The organism is Paenarthrobacter sp. 10L420, from assembly GCF_056395385.1.
In genome coordinates, this window is the sequence record NZ_JBFTJK010000011.1 from 69665 (window position 1) to 88210 (window position 18546).

Annotated in this window: 17 protein-coding genes and 1 riboswitch; of the genes, 13 read left to right on the forward strand and 4 right to left on the reverse strand. The window is 62.7% G+C overall.

Annotated features, from left to right (window positions below):
- Window positions 1–7 precede the first annotated feature (7 nt).
- The 8 genes from AC1DD5_RS16165 to AC1DD5_RS16200 all read left to right on the forward strand — a co-directional run bounded on the left by AC1DD5_RS16165 (window position 8) and on the right by AC1DD5_RS16200 (window position 8410).
- Entirely contained in the window at window positions 8–925 is a 918-nt protein-coding gene (locus AC1DD5_RS16165) for a dihydrodipicolinate synthase family protein (protein WP_442017361.1), read from the forward strand.
- A gap of 19 nt (window positions 926–944) precedes the next feature.
- Complete coding sequence (locus tag AC1DD5_RS16170) at window positions 945–1925, forward strand: ROK family protein (protein ID WP_442017444.1); 981 nt, start codon at window positions 945–947, stop codon at window positions 1923–1925.
- A 14-nt stretch (window positions 1926–1939) separates the two neighbouring features.
- The gene (locus AC1DD5_RS16175; protein ID WP_477522115.1) at window positions 1940–2626 is read left to right on the forward strand and encodes an N-acetylmannosamine-6-phosphate 2-epimerase; all 687 of its coding nucleotides are present in this window, start codon (window positions 1940–1942) and stop codon (window positions 2624–2626) included.
- Between the two features lie 97 nt (window positions 2627–2723).
- On the forward strand, window positions 2724–4181 hold the full coding sequence (locus tag AC1DD5_RS16180; protein WP_442017363.1) for a dihydrolipoyl dehydrogenase family protein: 1458 nt from the start codon (window positions 2724–2726) through the stop codon (window positions 4179–4181).
- Between the two features lie 69 nt (window positions 4182–4250).
- Window positions 4251–5024 (forward strand): P-loop NTPase family protein, encoded by a 774-nt coding sequence (locus tag AC1DD5_RS16185; protein ID WP_442017364.1) that lies wholly within the window; start codon window positions 4251–4253, stop codon window positions 5022–5024.
- Window positions 5021–7057 (forward strand): YhgE/Pip family protein, encoded by a 2037-nt coding sequence (locus AC1DD5_RS16190; protein WP_442017365.1) that lies wholly within the window; start codon window positions 5021–5023, stop codon window positions 7055–7057. The genes AC1DD5_RS16185 and AC1DD5_RS16190 overlap by 4 nt, the downstream gene beginning before the upstream one ends.
- Window positions 7054–7704, forward strand: a complete 651-nt coding sequence (locus AC1DD5_RS16195; protein ID WP_442004723.1) for a TetR/AcrR family transcriptional regulator — start codon at window positions 7054–7056, stop codon at window positions 7702–7704. The genes AC1DD5_RS16190 and AC1DD5_RS16195 overlap by 4 nt, the downstream gene beginning before the upstream one ends.
- A gap of 85 nt (window positions 7705–7789) precedes the next feature.
- On the forward strand, window positions 7790–8410 hold the full coding sequence (locus AC1DD5_RS16200) for a hypothetical protein (RefSeq protein ID WP_442017366.1): 621 nt from the start codon (window positions 7790–7792) through the stop codon (window positions 8408–8410).
- Window positions 8411–8462: 52 nt separating this feature from the next.
- On the opposite strand, the gene AC1DD5_RS16205 is transcribed toward AC1DD5_RS16200, so the two are convergent.
- Window positions 8463–9374: an EamA family transporter gene (locus tag AC1DD5_RS16205; RefSeq protein WP_442017445.1), complete on the reverse strand. Its 912-nt coding sequence runs from the start codon at window positions 9372–9374 to the stop codon at window positions 8463–8465.
- Window positions 9375–9447: 73 nt separating this feature from the next.
- Between AC1DD5_RS16205 and AC1DD5_RS16210 the strand changes: the two genes are divergently transcribed.
- A complete protein-coding gene (locus tag AC1DD5_RS16210) occupies window positions 9448–10368 on the forward strand; it encodes a LysR family transcriptional regulator (RefSeq protein WP_442017367.1) in 921 nt (306 codons plus the stop codon).
- A 30-nt stretch (window positions 10369–10398) separates the two neighbouring features.
- Here AC1DD5_RS16210 and AC1DD5_RS16215 read toward each other — a convergent pair whose 3' ends face one another.
- Together AC1DD5_RS16215 and AC1DD5_RS16220 are read right to left on the reverse strand one after the other, a co-directional pair.
- On the reverse strand, window positions 10399–10923 hold the full coding sequence (locus tag AC1DD5_RS16215; RefSeq protein ID WP_431118312.1) for a SixA phosphatase family protein: 525 nt from the start codon (window positions 10921–10923) through the stop codon (window positions 10399–10401).
- A 328-nt stretch (window positions 10924–11251) separates the two neighbouring features.
- Window positions 11252–12118 carry a winged helix-turn-helix domain-containing protein gene (locus AC1DD5_RS16220; protein ID WP_442004719.1) on the reverse strand — a complete coding sequence of 289 codons (867 nt, stop codon included), beginning with the start codon at window positions 12116–12118 and terminating at the stop codon, window positions 11252–11254.
- Between the two features lie 668 nt (window positions 12119–12786).
- Between AC1DD5_RS16220 and AC1DD5_RS16225 the strand changes: the two genes are divergently transcribed.
- From AC1DD5_RS16225 to AC1DD5_RS16240, 4 genes are all read left to right on the forward strand, one after another.
- Window positions 12787–13527: a response regulator transcription factor gene (locus tag AC1DD5_RS16225; protein ID WP_431118309.1), complete on the forward strand. Its 741-nt coding sequence runs from the start codon at window positions 12787–12789 to the stop codon at window positions 13525–13527.
- A gap of 3 nt (window positions 13528–13530) precedes the next feature.
- Window positions 13531–15024, forward strand: coding sequence for a sensor histidine kinase (locus AC1DD5_RS16230; protein ID WP_442017368.1), 1494 nt, complete (start codon window positions 13531–13533; stop codon window positions 15022–15024).
- Between the two features lie 134 nt (window positions 15025–15158).
- A riboswitch (cyclic di-AMP (ydaO/yuaA leader) is annotated at window positions 15159–15316 on the forward strand.
- 5 nt (window positions 15317–15321) lie between these two features.
- Complete coding sequence (locus tag AC1DD5_RS16235; protein WP_442017369.1) at window positions 15322–16152, forward strand: aggregation-promoting factor C-terminal-like domain-containing protein; 831 nt, start codon at window positions 15322–15324, stop codon at window positions 16150–16152.
- 185 nt (window positions 16153–16337) lie between these two features.
- A complete protein-coding gene (locus tag AC1DD5_RS16240) occupies window positions 16338–17096 on the forward strand; it encodes a MerR family transcriptional regulator (RefSeq protein WP_477522116.1) in 759 nt (252 codons plus the stop codon).
- A gap of 29 nt (window positions 17097–17125) precedes the next feature.
- Here AC1DD5_RS16240 and AC1DD5_RS16245 read toward each other — a convergent pair whose 3' ends face one another.
- Entirely contained in the window at window positions 17126–18517 is a 1392-nt protein-coding gene (locus AC1DD5_RS16245; protein ID WP_477522117.1) for a pyridoxal phosphate-dependent decarboxylase family protein, read from the reverse strand.
- Window positions 18518–18546 lie beyond the last annotated feature (29 nt).

Genomic DNA, 18546 nt, shown 5'->3' on the forward strand with positions numbered 1-18546 from the left:
GATTTCTGTGTCCACTCAGTTCCAGGGCGTCATTCCCCCGGTCATCACACCACGCCACTCCGACGGCAGCATCGACACTGCGTCGCTGAAGAACGTCACCAAGCACCTGATCGACGGCGGCGTGTCCGGACTTTTCGTCCTCGGCTCCTCCGGGGAAGTCCCCTACCTCACCAATGATGAGCGTGAGCTGGTGGTCTCCACCATCGCCGACGCCAACGCCGGAGCGGTCCCGCTGATCGTCGGCGCCAACGAGCAAACCACCAACCGGGTGATCGAGGAGGCCCGAAAAGTGGTGGACCTGGGCGCTGACGCGATCGTGGTGACCTCCATGTACTACGCCATCGGCAACGCCGCGGAGACTGAAACTCATTTTCGCAGCATCCACGCAGCCGTCGAGAAGCCAATCTTCGCTTACGACGTCCCCGTCCGAACCCACTTCAAACTGCCAACGGACCTCTTGGTCCGCCTGGGCCGTGATGGTGTCATCGCCGGCGTGAAGGACTCCTCCGGCGACGACGTTTCGTTCCGCCAGCTGCTCCTGGCGGCCAAGGACATTCCCAACTTCGACATCTTCACCGGTCACGAAGTTGTGGTGGACGGCGCCCTCCTTGGTGGCGCCCAGGGTGTTGTTCCGGGCCTTGGCAACGTTGATCCGGCGGGCTACCGCCGGCTGTTCGACGCCGCGCAGGCTGGCGACTGGGCGGGTGCGGCCCGGGAGCAGGACCGTTTGGCCGACGTCTTCGAGATCGTCTACACGCCCAACGGCCGTGTCTCCGGCGGCGCCGCTGGGCTGGGAGCGTTCAAGACCGCGCTGCAGGTCATGGGCGTCATTGAGTCCAACACGATGAGCGAGCCCATGCTGTCCCTGAACTCCGATGAGACGGCGCTGATCCGTGAAATCCTGGAGCGGAACGGGCTGGTCTAGGTTTTCCATGACCGCTTCCATGACCCACGTGATCGGCGTTGACCTCGGCGGCACCAAAACCGCCGCCGGGGTTGTTTCCGGCTTTGGTGAAGTGCTCTTCTCGGAATCCATTCCGACGTTGAACCGGGCCGGTGGCGAAGCGATCCTCGACGCCACCGCTGCCCTGGTATCGGGTTTGATGCAACGCGCTGCCGACGCCGGACATTCCGTGTCCGGCGTCGGCGTCGGCTCCGCTGGGGTGATTAACGCGTCTTCCGGGGCTGTCTTGTCTGCCACGGATGCGATTCATGGTTGGGCGGGGACTGAGCTTGTTACCGGGCTTGCTGCCCGTCTTTCCTTTCCGGCTGCTTCGGTGCGCACCGTCAACGATGTCCACGCTCATGCTCTCGGAGAAGCTTGGCTTGGTGCCGCAGCTGGAACGTCCACTTCTCTGATGGTGGCGTTCGGGACAGGCGTTGGCGGCAGCTTCGTGGTGGATGGCGCTCCTGTTTTGGGGCATCACTCTGTTGGCGGTCATGTTGGGCATTTTGCCTCGCCCTACGCCACATTTGATGGGGCAGCGCTGCCATGTGTATGCGGCCATGCCGGGCACGTCGAGGCCGTGGCTTCGGGGCCCGCCATTCACGAGTCGTACCTGCGATTTGGTGGTTCTTCACGCGAGGCGGCGGATACGCGTGGCGTGTTCGTGCTGGCTTCCGGTGCTCCTGCTGGCGTGCCCGACGGCGGTGCTGCCGCCACTGTCAGCCGAGCCGCCGCCTTGCGTGCCATAGGTCTCGGGGCGGCCGCCGCAGGTCAAGCCGTGGGCGGACTCATCAACATTCTTGACCCTGAAACCGTAGTCATTTCAGGTGGCCTGGCGGACGCCGGTGGGCTCTGGTGGGAGCCCATGGAAGCCGCCCTCCGCCAAGAGCTACTGGTGCCTCTTGCCGAGGTCCCCGTGGTCCGGGCAACCCTTGGCAACACCGCGGCCATCGTTGGTGCCGCGAAACTCGTCCTTTAGAAGAAAGAGACAACATGATCCTGACCCTCGAAGGCCTCGAAGCCCTCCGTTCCCAGCTGATCGTCTCCTGCCAGGCCTACCCGGGCGAGCCGATGCGTGATCCGCGAACTACGGGACAGGTGGCGGCATCAGCGGTCATCGGCGGTGCTGCGGCGATCCGAGTCCAAGGGTTGGCCGACGTACAGTTCACTCGTGCCGCCGTCGAAGTTCCCGTCATCGGCCTCTGGAAGGACGGTCACGATGGCGTCTTCATCACCCCCACGCTCCGGCACGCGCTTGCCGTGGCGAACGCGGGCGCGCATATTGTGGCGATTGACGGAACGCGCCTGGCTCGCCCCGATGGTTTGTCGCTGGGAGCCACCGTTGCTGGCATCCACGCCGAGTCCCACGCCTTGGTCATGGCGGACTGCGGTTCCTTCGATGACGCCGTGGCAGCTGTTGAAGCCGGCGCAGACCTGATCGGAACCACCCTGTCCGGCTATACCGGCGAGCGCCCGAAGACCGACGGTCCGGATCTGGATTTGCTGAAGCAGATCGCTTCCGCCGACTTGGGTAAGCCACTCATCGCAGAAGGCCGCATCCAGACCCCGGCCCATGCACGGCAGGCCCTCGACGCCGGAGCGTTTGCCGTTGTTGTCGGGACCGCGATCACACACCCAGCCACGATTACGGGCTGGTTCAAGGGCGCGATGCACGCGTAGCCCTGACTTGCGGCGCCTACTCTGCGCCCCAAAGCCATACCAGGGCCCACGCCGCCCGGGCCTCACAACGCAGAGGTAGCAGTTGTAGGCTTCTCCCATGAATGCCGAGAGCTCCCGTGAATTCGACGTAATTGTGATCGGCGCGGGCGCCGTCGGGGAAAACGTGGCGGACAGGGTGGTTCGTGGCGGACTGACGGCAGTGATTGTGGAAAGCGAATTGGTGGGCGGCGAATGCTCGTACTGGGCGTGCATTCCTTCCAAAGCACTCCTCCGGCCAGGCAGCGTCCTCCACGCGGCGCAGGGAATTCCCGGGGCTTCGGAAGCGGTAACGGGAGTCATCGACGCAGAGTCGGCCCTGAAACACCGGGACTGGTTTACGAACAATTGGCAGGACGGGAGCCAGGTCGAGTGGCTGGATAGTGCCGGCATCGAGCTGATCCGTGGGCGGGGGCGCATCACAGGACCGCGGGAGGTCCAGGTGGACGGGCTCGACGGCAACAGCTATGCGCTCAAGGCACACCATGCAGTGGTTGTTGCTACAGGCTCAACCCCTACCATCCCGGATGTTGAGGGCCTCAAGGACGTACCCTTCTGGACCACTCGCGGCGCCACTGCCGCAAAAGTCATCCCCCAGCGGTTCGCGGTGCTCGGAGGCGGAGTGGCCGGCGTCGAATTGGCCCAGGCTTTTGCCCGACTTGGTTCGGTGGTGACACTCATTGCTCGTGGTCGACTTCTGAGCAGCTACTCCGAAGAGGCGGCCGACCTGGTCCTGGCCGGGCTGCGGGCTGATGGGGTAACAGTCCATCTCCACACTGATGTGGACAAAGTGGAAAAGAACGACGACGGCTCGGTGTCAGTCACGTTCAACGGCGAGGCCGTCACGGCCGACAAACTCCTGGTCGCATCTGGCCGGCATCCAGCGTTGGCCAATTTGGGTTTGGAAAATGTGGGCGTTGAACCGCAGAACGGGAAACCGCTCCGGCTCACTACGGACGCCAGTGGGCTGGTGGAGGGGCCGGCAAGCGATGGCACCAGCGGACTCTGGTTGTACGCGGCAGGCGATGCCGCGGGCAAAGTCTTGCTCACGCACCAGGGAAAGTATGAAGCCCGGGCAACCGGTGATGCAATCGTCGCAAGGGCAAACGGTAAACTCTCCGGCGCCCCGAAACCTTGGAGCGCGTGGGCCCACACAGCCAACGAGCACGCCATTCCAAGCGTCGTCTTCACGGATCCGGAAGTGGCCTCGGTGGGCCCGAGCCTTGAACAGGCCCTGCTCCAAGGCAAGCATGTCACCGGAGTGGAGTTGCCCATCAATGTCTCCGGATCCCAACTCTATTCCCCCGATTTCAAAGGGTGGGCGCAGATCGTGGTGGACGAGGACCGCAAAGTCATTCTGGGTGCCACGTTCGTCGGGCCCGGGGTGGCGGAACTGCTCCACTCCGCCACCATCGCGATCGTCGGCGAAGTCCCCTTGGACAGGTTGTGGCACGCGGTGCCGTCGTACCCCACCATCAGCGAGGTGTGGTTACGTCTCTTGGAGAAGTACGGCCTTTAACTCCTATTTGAACTGACCAGTCAGTTCAGTTAGACTTTCAGCAGACACCATTTCTGCGAAAGGCTCATTGTGCTGTCCGTACAGCAACTCCAGATCAACGGCCGCCGGGACGATCTCCTTCCGGCAACGTCACTCCAGGCCCGTCGTGGCGAACTCTTGCTCGTGGCTGGCGAAGGCCAGGATCAGCGGACCGCCTTGGCCTTGGCACTCAGTGGACGCATGAAACCCAGCAACGGCGTCCTCAGTTGGGACAACAACAGCAAGACCAAGAAGATCCGGCTGGCGAGCGCCTTGGTGGACTCGCCCGGCGTCAATGAGCCTGAACAGCATCTAAGTGTTCGCGACCTCGTCACAGAGGACCTCTCCCTCATCCCCCGCCGTTATCGTGGCGCCCTGCTGAGCAAGCCGTGGCTGAAGATCAACAGCTTTGAGGACATCGCCGGCCTATGGGTTGAACAGCTTTCCGCCAGCCGCCGGCTCGAGCTCCTGACCGCCCTCGCTTTGGCAGATCCGGCAACGGACCTCCTCGTGGTCGACTCCCCCGATCGCCACAGCGCCGATCCCGCGGCATGGCTGCCCCGACTTGAGGCACTGGCGTCCGACGCCGGGCGACCCCTCGCCGTCGTCGCCGTCGTCGGTGCCCTCCCGGACAACTGGACTGGCCCTGCTGCGGTGATTGGCAACTCAGTCGCCCACGCGCCGGAACCGGAAACCGTTGAAGTGTCCGCCCAGCCGGCAAAGGCAACGAACGCGCAATCGACAACGACCCCAATCGCGGCCCGCGAGATTCAAGACGAAGCATCCGAACCTGAATTCCAAGACCTCCAAAGGACTGCAAAGTGACTGTTCTGCGGCTCGCCCGCTCCGAACTCAAGCGCATGACCGGCGGGCTCCTGCCCAAGCTGACCATTCTGGCCCTGACCATGGTGCCGCTGCTCTACGGTGCGGTGTACCTCTATGCCAACTGGGATCCTTACGGCAACCTCAACCAGATCGACGCCGCCTTGGTAGTAGAGGACACCGGGGCAACCTCGAAGGATGGCACCGAGCTGCAGGCCGGCAAGAAGGTTGCCGACAGCTTGGTGGATGGCCACGTCTTCAATTGGAAGCAGGTTTCCAGCGCGGAAGCTGCGGATGCCGGCGTCCGTTCAGGCGAATACGCCTTCGCGCTGCGCATCCCCAAGGACTTCTCCGCCAACCTGGTCTCCCCCGGCAGTTTCGACGCCGCCAACCAGGCAATGCTCCATGTCACCACCAACGACGCCAACAACTACCTCCTGAGCACCATCGTGGACAAGCTCACCACAGCCGTGCACTCAACGGTGGCCAAGGAGGTGGGCGAGGAAACAGCAAACCAACTCCTCACCGGCTTCGGCACCATCCACGCCTCCATCGTGAAGGCAGCGGACGGAGCATCCCAGCTCGCCACGGGCGTGGGCCAGCTCAGCGACGGCGCAGCAACGTTGCATGATGGCACCACCCAATTGGTGACCGGAGCAGACCAGCTGGTGGCGGGACAAACGAAACTGCGAGACGGAGCCGTCCAGCTGAACACAGGCGCCAGCCAGTTAAGTTCAGGATTAAACGAACTGAAGAGCAAGACCTCCACCATGCCTGCCGATTCGCAGAAACTCGCCGACGGCGCCGCGCAAGTAGCAGCCGGGAACGCGGAGCTGAATGCGAAAGTCCAGGACGTCGTCGGGCAGCTTGATGCAGCAGACAAAGGCCTTCGCAATCGTGTTGTCGAATCCAATGTGCGGCTGGTTAGCGCCGGCGTGCTCACCCAGGAGCAGGCTGACAAGGTCCTGGCCGATTTCGACTCCACTGCAACCTCTGGCCCGGTTACCGACGCCAAGGCCAAGATCGCGGGCGACGCCGCCAAAATCCAGCAGCTCTCGGATGGTTCAGCTGCCGTGAGCGCCGGCGCATCGAAGCTTGCCGCGGCTACACCAACGTTGACAGACGCGATTTCGCAGGCAGCGGCCGGAGCCGGACAGTTGAGAACCGGGGCGTCCGCGCTGGCCGCCGGCCAGCAGAGCGCACTGGATGGCGCCATAAAGCTCGACGACGGCGCCCATCAACTCAACGACGGCGCCGGACAGCTTGCCAATGGCGCGGTGAAGGCCTCCGATGGCTCACACACACTGGCCACAGAACTCGCCAAGGGTGCCGGAGAAATCCCCAACCCGAACGATGAACAGAAGAGCAGTGTGTCCAAAGTGATCGCCGATCCCGTCGCGGTGGACAACGTATCGCAGGCCAAGGCAGGATCTTACGGGGCCGGCCTGGCACCCTTTTTCCTGACCCTGGCCCTGTGGATCGGCGTATTCATGCTGGTGCAGGCCATGCGCCCCATCACCCAGCGCGCGCTGGCATCCAACGCACGCGCCTGGAAAATCGCGGTGGGTGGCTGGCTTCCGTTCTTCGTTGTCTCGGTCCTGCAGGCCACCATCCTGACCCTCGTGGTGAATCTGGGCCTCGGCTTGAACGCCGCCCACCCCGTAGGCATGTGGTTGTTCATGTTAGCCGCGGTGATGGCGTTCAGTGCGATCATCCAGGGCATCGTGGCGCTCATGGGTACTCCGGGCAAGTTCGTGGTGCTGATCCTGCTGGTCCTGCAGCTTGTGTCCTCGGGCGGTACGTTCCCCTGGCAGACCACCCCCATGCCACTTCACGTGGTGCACGAAGTCCTGCCCATGGGCTACGTGGTGACGGGAATGCGGCACCTGATCTACGGCGGGGAACTCAGCATGATCTGGCCAACAGTTCTGGGCCTGCTTGGATACACTTTGCTGGGAGCGGCACTGTCCACTCTCGCGGTCCGCAAACACAAGATGTGGACCCTCAAGACGCTGAAGCCGGAGATCGCCGTATGAGTACCACCGAGCCGGCCCCTTCAGAGCTGGGGGCCGCGGCAGGAAACGCGGAGAAGAAGTTGCGCCCCGGGCGCACCAACGCCACCAAGCAGCGCCTCTTCGAGGCGTCCATGGAGCTGATTGGCGAACGTGGCGCTGCAGGTGTCACCGTGGATGAGATTGCGGCCGCGGCCGGCGTGTCCAAGGGTACGGTTTACTATAACTTCGGCAGTAAATCGGACCTGATCGCGCAGCTGCTGCGGCACGGCGTGGACATTATGCTGGTCCGCCTCCAGGCAATCGAAGGCCAAGCCAGCGATCCCCTGGAATCCATGAAGAACATGGTGGGCCAGGCCATGGAATTCATGGACGAATACCCGTCATTCGCTCGTCTGTGGGTCAGCGAAAACTGGCGGACGCCGGGCGAGTGGAGTGCTGTGTTCGCCGAACTCCGGGCAGAACTCCTCGCGGTCATCGGCTCTGCGGTGGAACGTGTGGCTTCCGGATACAAGGTGGACGAGTCCATCGCCCGCGGGAGCCTGGAGGCGGCCATCTTCGGGGCCATCTTCGTGGTGGGACTCGACCGGCAAACCTACAACCCGGAGCGTACCCGGGAACAGAGCGTGGCCGCGGTCATGACCATCATGCATGGGTACGTCATCAAGTAGGTGACCGTCCGCAACGGTATCCAACTGCAATCTACGACGGCGTGGCGTAGCCCGCTGGTCGGCGATGATTAGACTCATGCGTCACATGGGGAACAGCGGAAAGCTTGCGGTGGTAACCGCTTTTATGTCGCTCGGGCTCTTGGTCCTCGCAGCCGTGGTCCTTGAAGAACTGGTCCTGTATCTGTTTCTGGGAGCGGTGCTGACCTGCTATTTGGCATCGATAGTGCAGGTCTTCAACCGGCGCCGATACCTCGTGGTTCTCCTTGGCGCTGCAGGCACCAGCTTGTTCATCGGCTTCAGCATCGCGTTCCTGCGCATGTGGGGCCTCGCGTTCAACCAGGACGCCAACGCCATGGGAAGTGCCGTAAGTACCGAGGACTCAGACATCTACTTCTACCTGGCCGCCGTGGCTGGGGTTGGAACCCTGGCTGTGCTGTTCCTCGGGGCGGTGGTGCCATCGTTCGGTTCCAGCCGGGCCAGGCGACCCACGCCGGTGGCCAAAAGAACCACAACGCCAACTAAACGAGCTCCCAACTCACGTCCAGCCGCGCCGGCAAAACGCCCAACTACATCGACGGCACGTCCTTCGAGCTCCGCCAAGGCCTCTCCGGCGAAGCGTCCCGCAACACCCCGCACACCTACAGCGGCAGCCAAGCGTCCGACGTCGGGCGTTCCGTCTCAACGCAAACCTGCCTCCAAGCGCTAGCGATCTCCAAACGCCAGCCTTGCGGGGCCCGCTCTGCGTGCCTCCCGAACGATTAGACGCGCAGAGCGGCCCCTGCAACGGTCACTTCGGGACGCTTCCGCCCAACTCCCAGGACTGCAGTGGCAACACCGAGCAGCAGGATCAGGCCGCCCATGATCTCGGCAACGGTGGGAATCTCGTTCAGGACCAACCAGGCCGCCGTCATGCCGACCACCGGAACCAACAGCGTGAAAGGCACGACGTCGGAACTCGGGTAGAGGGACAACAGCCGGTTCCAGATTCCGTACCCAATAAGCGAGGCGAAAACCGCCGTGTAGATGGCGCTCAGGATGGTGGGCATTTGGAGGTTCGTGATGGTCGCCCACACGGTGTCCGGACAGTCCACCACAAGTGACAATCCCGCCAACGGGAGCGGCACCACGGCCCCCGACCACACCACCAAGCCAAGGCCTGACGCAGCCTTCGAGTGCCGGGCCACCACGTTGCCCACAGCCCAGGACAAGGCAGCGGCCAGCACAATCATGAGCGGAAGGACAGGCGCCACGGCACTTCGTCCCAGTGCCACCACTCCCAGGCCTGCGATACCCAGCACCACGCCTGCCATTTGGCGGCGGCTGGGCCTCTCTCCCAGGAACTTCGCGGCGAGCAGGATCGTGAACAGCACCTGGGCCTGGAGAACCAGCGATGCCAGGCCGGCCGGCATCCCCAGCGCCATGCCCAGGTACAGCAACCCGAACTGACCGGCGCTCATGAAAAGCCCGACGCCGATGATCGCCTTCCAGCTCACGTCCGGTTTGCGGATGAACAGGATGAACGGAAACACGACCAGCAGGAAGCGGAAGGCGACGAAAAGCAGCGGCGGGACATCGCGACCGTTGGCGTGAAGGCCCAGGTCTATGGCGACAAAGTTCACGCCCCAGAGGACAGCGACAAGGACGGCGAGTGCGGAGTGGCGGAGGTTCACAAGAATCACTCTGGCATGCGATTGGTTTAAGCACCAGCGTTGAATTCAGCATGAAACCACGTAGATTTACTTCATGATCGACATTTCAGCTTTGCGTGCTCTTGTAGCTGTGGAACAGCACGGATCGGTAGTGGCCGCCTCCGACGTGATGGGCTACAGTCCGTCAGCAGTTTCCCAGCAGATCAAGAAGCTGGAGAAGCAAACGGGCGTAGCCGTCCTGGAACGGAACGGCCGTGGTGTACTCCTTACCGAACGGGGCCTTGCCCTCGCTGGCTACGGGCGGCGAATCATGGACGAGCTCGAGGAACTGCAGGCAACGCTCCTCGCCGATCCCGCGAAGCCCTCGGGTCTGCTGCGGCTCGTAGCATTCTCCACTGCCTGCCGTGGCTTGGTGGGGCCAATGCTCGGACGCATCGGGACCACCGATTCTGAGCTTGAAATCAGCGTGCTGGCCGAGGACCCACGTGAGGCCGTCCAACGAGTGGCCTTAGGCGAAGCCGAGCTGGCCGTGGTGCACAACTGGAACTCCGTGCCGCTGGTCATTCCGGAAAATCTGGTGCACGAGGACCTTTGCCTGGACCAGGCCGACGTCCTGGTTAACAGCACCCACGCACTCGCTGGACGGACCGTCGTCGAGCGTGAAGACCTGCTGGATGAAATTTGGGTCAGTACGCCGGCTGGCGCCATCTGCAACGAAGCCCTTCTGCAGATCTTCGCAGGGCTTGGGCGCGTCCCCGACATCCGTGTCTACGATCCCGACTTCTCCACCCATATTGCCATGGTGGAGCAGGCCGTGGCCGTGGCGCTTGTGCCTCGGCTGGGCAGGCCGCCCCTGCCACCTGGCGTGGTTGCGGTGCCGGTCGTTAATCCCATTCAGCAGCGGGCAGTGGGAATCGTGTATCGAAAGACCATGACCGCCAGCCCCAATATCCGGCACGCCGTCAGGCTTCTCCGCGAAATAGCGGCCGAGCACGAACTGCCAGTACGGGGTTAAACCATCCGTACGGGCCAAACGACGGCGCTGTTACTTGCGGGGCACCTTAAAGTGCGTCAGACGGGCGTCCTGCCCATCCAGTTCCGCCCATGACTTCTCAGTCTCAAGCACCGTCAAAGCACTGGTTGGGTACCGCGTGGCAGCGTCCATGTAAGCATCATGGTCTGAGTCGCGCGATGCGAGGTGCATGGCCAGATCCTGGACGCCGGGCATGTGCGAGATCACCATCAAAGTGGTGACGGTGTCCGGGACGTGGTTGATCACGGTCAACATTCGATTCGCTGAAGCGGCGTACAAACCGTCCTCGAGCTTGGGCGTCGGGGCTTTGTCCCCCAGCTCATCGCACACCCACGTGCAGGTTTGGCGGGTCCTCACCGCAGACGAGCACAGAATGAAGTCCGGAACCACGCCATGCTTGAGCAGCCACCTACCAGCCAGCGGAGCCTCACGGTGTCCGCGTTCCTCCAGCGGACGCTCATGGTCCGGCACCCCCATGGGCCAATCGGCTTTGGCATGCCGCATAATCACCAGGCGCCTGATGTGATGGTCACTCATAAACCAACCCTATAGCCGCAAACCCCCATCCGCCGCGGAGGCCAATACTCACGGGAGCACGAGAGGGAAGCCCGGGCATGGTGCGGGCGCTGTAGCGCAGCGGGCCACTTTGGTGAGGGCGCGGTAGCGTAGCGGGGCATCTTGCAGCGGGCGCTGTAGCGTAGCGGGGCATCCCGAAAGCGCCGTTGTTGCGTGAGGCACGAGCGCAGGCGCAGGCGCAAAGGGATCGTCCCGCGAAAGCGAAAGGGCCCGCGACCTGACAGGATCGTCCCGCGAAAGCGAAAGCGCCCGCCCTTACAGGACAGGCGCTTTCGGCTGCAGCAGCTACTTAGATCGAGTATTCCGGAGCGGCCCAAACGATAACTTCGGGGTGCTCGTAGAAGCGGTAGCCCTGGCCGCGTACGGTGCGCACCGTGTTGGCCAGGCGACCCAGCTTGGAACGGAGGCGGCGGATGTGGACGTCGATGGTGCGCTCGTTCGGTACTTCTTCGGCGTTGCGCCACAGGCCCTCAAGCAGTTCGTCGCGGCCCACCGTGCGGGTGCCGTTTTCCACGAGGTAGTTGAGGAGCTCGAATTCCTTGAACGTCAGGTTCAGGGACTCGCCGTCGAGGTGGACTTCGCGGCGGGCGAGGTCGATCAGCACGCCGGAGGGGCGGGCTTCCTGCTGCGGTGCCGGGCGGGCAGCCTCGGTGCGCTGGCGGGCGGCGACTGTGGGGTCACCGAAAGTGGAACGTACGACGTCGAGTGCGGACCCGGGCGCCCCGGCCGGTGCGACGGCGACTGCAGCGTAGCTCTCAGCGCCGGTGACCAGGGACTGTGCGTAGGCCCGGATTTCCTGGGCGAGCTTAGCGATGGAGGTTCCTGCCGCTGCTGCTGTCTCTTCGTCGATGCCCATGTAGAGCACGAAACCGCGGGCCACGTTGTCGTTGGCGACGGGGCGAAGGCGGTCAGACTGCGCAATGACAGGAGTAGGCGCCGTCATGGGTGCTGGCTCGTTGGTGGGAACTGCCCGCAACTGGCCGTAGGAGTTGGGGTTGTACCCCTGTGGCACGTAGCCGGGAGCCTGCTGGCCGTTGCCCTGGGGGGCGGGGGCGTAGCCGGGACGGTTGCCGAAGCCGGGGCGGAGCCCTGCGTTTGAAGCGGCCTTGTTGGCGTTTCGGACGGAGATGTGGACGTAACCGGATGCAACTGACATGGAGTGATTACCTCAAAAGTGAATAGCCGTCATCGCGGCTTCGAATGCTGGTTGTCCCCGCAATGAGTTTGGGGAAGGGCGCCCAACGCTGGGCTAGGGGGCGAATGCCTGAAACTTCTTTGGGGTGGAAAGTTAGGCTTGCATTCGACAACAGCGGGTCACGTCGCCAGCGGGTGAGCTGGACCAGATTGCTGCGGCTGCAGGTGCTGTTGAGTTCTTGTTCACATTGGAAGTGTGCAACGTAACAATGGCAACACGCAAGTAACAAAGCGCCTAACCGTCCACATTTTGAGACAAGAGGGTCTATTGTGCTGCAGATCACAATTCTTTCACTACGGAAAATGAACGTCATTTCATTCGGTTCCGATAAGAAATATTCGGCTTATGGTGAATTTTCTTCGGCCAATGGTGCATGATGCCCTTCCTGATTCCCGGCAGGCGCAAGACGACGGAATCTCAAGATCTGAAACACTTGCTGTCCAATCGCAAGCCACTCTCGTCTCGAATTTTTCCCTCAAAATCTGCTACAAGCCGTAGAAAGGGCGCGCATGGGACGGCCATGCCCCGCAACGCCTTCCACCGAACTCCCACGTCGCTAGTGTTGACCTCACAGCGTCCTCACAGGCTCGGCAAAGCTTCGCCAAACCAGAAGAATGGAGAGTTGTCCCATGGCATCCCCGCACTCCATGACGAACAACCTTCCCCAGCTTTCCCACCCGGACGGCTCTCCTATCCGCGCCTTGGTGGTGGACGACGAACCCAGCCTCTCCGAGCTCATGAGCATGGGCCTTCGCATGGCAGGCTGGTCCGTCGCGGTAGCAGCCGACGGACCAGAAGCCGTGAAGCTTGCCAAGGACTTCCGCCCTGACGTGCTGGTGCTGGACGTGATGCTTCCAGGATTCGACGGCGTCGAGGTCCTCAACCGGATCCGTACCTTCGCGCCGGAAGTGCCCGCGCTCTTTCTCACGGCCAAGGACGCTGTCCAGGACCGCATCGTAGGTCTTGCCGCCGGCGGGGACGACTACGTCACCAAGCCCTTCAGCATGGAGGAAGTCCTCCTTCGCCTGCACAGGCTCGTCCAACGTTCGGGCGTTGCCGCCATGGACACGGCGGAACTGGTGGTGGGTGATCTCACGCTGAACGTGGATACACGGGAAGTCTCGCGCGCCGGCGAAGACATCCAGCTCACGGCAACGCAGTTCGAGCTGCTTCGTTACCTTATGGAGAACCCCAAGCGCGTGGTCAGCAAGGCGCAGATCCTGGACCGCGTCTGGGACTATGACTTCGGCGGGCAGGCCAACATCGTGGAGCTCTACATTTCCTACCTGCGCAAGAAAATCGAAGCCAACCACCCGCCAATGATCCACACCATCCGTGGCGCCGGCTACGTCATCAAGCCTGCGGACTGAATCTTGTCCACCCTTTCAGGAGTAACCCGCAAGACCCAGCGGAACTGGCTCAATCCCACCACCTGGCATCTGCGCACGCGATTGGTCCTGGTGGCCATGGCCTTGCTGGTAGCGATTTGCGGGGCAGTCGGAGTGGTGAGTTACGCCTCCATGGACATGTACTTCAACAAGCAACTCGATAAGCAGCTGGAGCAGGCGTCAAGCCGCGCGAATGACTTCGGCAGGCCGCCGTCGAACTTTCCCTCAAGCGGGCGGCCAGATCCTCTGGAGGCCCGCGGCCAAGGTGCCGGTACCCTCAACGCGAGGATTGACGGTTCCACCGTCATTAACTCCGGCCTGCTAAATTCGAATGGCCGCCGCGTCGCACTTTCGGCAGAAGACAAGCAGGTCCTGCTCTCACTCCCCCGTGACAACCGGCCTGTGGACCGTTCATTGTCCAACGGCGACTACCGGCTGGTGGCAGTAAATACCACCTACGGCGACGTGATTGTGACGGGCCTGCCGTTGGCTGATAAGCAAAATGCCGAGGCCTCGCTGGTATGGACCATGGTGTTTGTTTCCCTTGGCGGACTGGTGCTGATCGGCCTTGCCGGTACCGTCATCATTCGCCGGACCATGCGGCCGCTGGAGCAACTATCGGAGGTTGCAACCAAAGTATCGCGCCTTCCCCTCGACGCCGGTGAAGTGGCACTCGCTGTGCGCGTACCGCCGTCGGCCTCCCATCCTGGAACAGAAGTAGGCAGCGTTGGCCACGCTTTGAACCAAATGCTCAACAACGTTTCCAGGGCCCTGGAAGCCCGTCAGGAGAGCGAAACCAAGGTCCGGCAGTTCGTTGCGGATGCCTCCCACGAACTGCGGACGCCGCTGACCGCCATTCGTGGATATACCGAATTACTCCGCATGACGGAGAACTTCACGGACGACGGCCGGAAGTCCCTGGCACGCGTCCAGAGCCAGTCCGAACGCATGACCACCCTGGTGGAGGACCTGTTGCTGTTGGCGCGGTTGGACGAAGGCCAGCCATTGAAGGTCACGGATGTGGACCTTACCCAGTTGGTGATCGAGACCGTCAGCGACGAAAAGGTGATGGCACCGGATCACATCTGGAAGCTCCAACTCCCCGACGAGCCCATCACGGTACGCGGGGACGCAACCCAGCTGCATCAGGTGCTGGCCAATCTCCTGTCCAACGCCCGCAAACACACCGATCCAGGTACCACAGTGATCACTGGCGTCGTGCTCTCCGCGGACGGTACCGCGGTGGTCACGGTCACTGACAACGGGGCTGGCATTCCGCCTGAATTCCAGGGCCATGTTTTCTCGCGTTTTGCCCGCGCTGACGCCGCGAGATCAGGCTCTGAAGGAACCTCCGGATTGGGCTTGTCAATCGTCGAATCAATCGTCCAAGCGCACGGCGGAAGCGTGGCAGTAACGTCCAAGCCGGGGTGCACCGAGTTCATTCTGAGACTCCCGTCAGTTTCGAACGAACACGTATAACGAATCAGGCAACATGACGCGCCGTGACCGTGATCTCTGTTACCCAAATGTGACTTAAGCCGAAACCTCCTGTACCTTCGAAAGGGTGGGTCGCCCATAGTTGGCCCACACCCGGGATGCGCCGAGCTCTGCCACTTCCCGGAGTTCCGTTCTCATTCGAGGCAGAGACGGGGGACCCAGAGTCTCCGGGCACAGTACTTTCCTTGCCCTTGGGGTGAAGCCGCAGCTACGCGCGCGGCCGGATGACCTCATCCGAACCCGACAGCTAACTCCGCAGGCGCTGAGAGGTAATCACACATGTCTGAATTCAACGATCAGACGCGCCCTTCCGCGCGTCACCGTGACGAACACAACGCTCCCCTGACCAAATCGCAGTCTGTTCTGAAGACCGCTGCCCGCCGCGGCAAGACCGGTCAGCGCATGTCCGTTGTTGCAGGAGTCGTTGCCGCAGCATTGGGCGTCGCATCGCTTGGCCAGGCCGCAAACGCCGCATTCAACCTCCCGGAAACGAGCCAGGCATCCGAGACGCAAGCCACGGCCCAGGTCAGCAACAAATCAGCGGAAATCTCTGCGTCCCTGGATGCTGCTGCCAAGAAGGGCGCCGGCGATAGGGCCGCTGCAGATCAGGCAGCAGCAGCTGCACAGGCCGCTGCCGAGAAGGCTGCCGCTGAGAAGGCTGCGGCCGAAAAAGCCGCCGCCGACCAGGCAGCAGCCGCACAAGCCGCCGCCGAAAAGGCTGCCGCTGATGCAGCCGCCAAGCAGGCTGCCGATGCCGCCGCTGCTGCAGCCGCAGCCGCAGCAGCTGTTCCCAAGGCCGTGGACGATCCCGCTGCTGCCAAAGCTTACGCCGCCAGCATCCTCGCCAGCTACGGCTGGGGTCCGGGTGAAATGACTGCCCTGAACACACTGTGGGAGAAGGAATCCAACTGGCGGACCACCGCGACCAACGCGTCCAGTGGCGCCTACGGAATCGTGCAGTCTCTGCCAGCTTCCAAGATGGCAACTGCCGGCGCCGACTGGGAGACCAACTACCAAACCCAGATCAAGTGGGGCCTGAACTACATCAAGGAACGCTACGGCTCCCCCTCGGCCGCCCTCGCCTTCCACTTGGCCAACAACTGGTACTAAGCCAACTCAATAAGCAGGTTTGAGCCCACCCCAGCGGGCTCAAACGTGCAGGGCCTGATTACCGCCCCGTTTTCCGCCGTTCGCAGCAGTGATTACTGCAGCTGACAGCGGGAACGGGGCGGTTTTCGCGTTTCAGGTGGCGACGGCTTGCACCTCACGTAACGTCAGGACTTAGCGTTGTGCCCATGACGGGAACAACAGGAACCGGACCGTGGAGCATCGGTGAACTGGCCACAGCATGTGGCGTCAGCGTGCGGACGCTCCACCACTACGACGAGATCGGGCTGCTGTCCGCAAGCCAAAGGACATCATCTGGTCATCGCCGGTATTCGGAGAGCGACCTGCGCCGCCTATACCGGATCAGATCGCTTCAGATGCTGGGGCTTCCGCTCGCTGCCATCGGCAAGGCGCTGCAAACGCCCGAGGATGATCTGGAGTCCCTTCGAGACCTCCTCCAACAGCAGCTGGTCCATGTGCAGGAGCATGCCCAGCAACTCCAAGCGCTCCAAAACCGTTTGGGCGAGCTGTTGTCACGCATGGACGGACACGCCATGCCCACCCCTGAACAATTCATGTCAACGTTGGAGATGATTACCGTGCTCGAAAACAACTTCACTGCCGAACAACGCCTGCAGCTCGCGGACAAGCGGGAAGAACTCGGCGCAGAAAAAGTCGAAGCCGCCAAGCAGCAGTGGGCTGCCCTTGTGGAAGAAGGACTGGCACACGTCGAAGCCAACACGCCCGTTACGGACCCCTCCGTCCAGGAATGGGTGCGCTCATGGGACGGCATAGGTTCCATGTTCCACTCCAGTGAGGACACCAAGGCCGCAGCGCGTGCGGCTTGGCAGGAAAACACCCAAGCCATTAGCGCCGGCCTGCCTTGGAGCGCTGAGCAGTTGGCCGGGCTGATGGCATATTTGGAAAAGGCGCGCTCGGCCCGGTAACTGGACTGTGCCTATACTTCCGGTTCGGCCTATGCTTCCGGTTCGGCCTCTGCCGCACCTCGAACGGCTGCGATGGAGGCAGCGACGTCACCTGCGTCCGTGGACCAATTGCTTACCGAAATCCGGAGGATGTCACGTCCTCGCCATGAGGAACCCGACATCCATACAATCCCTTCCGCCATGAGCCGCTGGGTGATGCGGTGTGTGCGGTCGTCACTGCCGAAGGCGACCGACACTTGCGTGAAAACGACGTCATTCAGAATTTCCACACCCGGGATCTCCGCGAGGCCCTCCGCCAGCGCGCGGGCGTTTGCTGCAAGCCTGTCCACCATGGCTATGACTCCGGACCGGCCCAACTGTCGCAGCGCTGCCCACACCGGGATGCCGCGGGCCCTACGGGACAGTTCCGGAACTTTGTCGAACGGATCGCCCAGTCCGGTCTCCGTTGCAATGAGGTAACTCGTGTGAACGCTGAAGGCGCGTCTAAGGGCTTCCGGCCGGGAGACGATGGCCAAGCCGCAGTCGTAGGGAACGTTCAATGTTTTGTGGGCATCGGTGGCCCACGAATCGGCTGCCTCTACTCCGGCCAGCCGCCCGCGCAGATTTGGGCTGACTGCCGCCCACAGCCCAAAGGCGCCATCCACATGCACCCAGGCCTCCCGGTCATGGGCTACCGCGATGGCTTCGGACATCGGATCGAACGCACCGGAATGCAGGTTGCCGGCCTGCAGGCACACGAGGGAAGGCCCGGGTTGCTGGTCCATGGCGTCGGCAAGGGCTTCCGGCAGGATCCTGCCTTGATCGTCCGTGTCCACGGGCACGCACGCTCCCAGCCCCAGATACCGCAGGGCGAGATCCACGGCGGCGTGCCGTTCCCGGCCGGCAAACGTTGTGATGAGCGGCGCGCCGGTCAGGCCCAGGTCCGCCAGGTCCCATCCTGCCTCGTCCATCAGGTATTGGCGCCCGGCGGCCAGGCCCGCGAAGTTGGCCGTGGTAGCGCCAGTGGTGAATCCGACGTCGGACCCTCGCGGAAGATCCAATAGTTCCAGGAGCCAAGCTGCTGCGGATTCTTCGATGGCAGCGGCAGCGGGAGTTGCAAATCTGAGTCCGGCGTTTTGGTCCCATGCCGAAACAAGCCAGTCTGCGGCCATGGCAGCGGGCAACGTCCCGCCCATGACCCAGCCGTAGAAGCGTCCGGACTGGATGGCCATCAACCCGGGCTCCGCCAATGCGGCGAGCTCGTCTACTACGTCAGCCGCGTCCGTTGCTTCGTCGGGAAGGCTCGAAAGAAGGCTCGCGGCAACTTGGTCGGCGTCGGACGTGGGCCGGACTGAACGGCTGGGCACTGACGCAAGCCACTCCGTAGCGTGCGCCATGGCCCGCTCCAGTGCAGCACCGTACGCCTCCGGCAACGCAGACATGCGCACAGCCTACTCCCGGTTCACCGGCT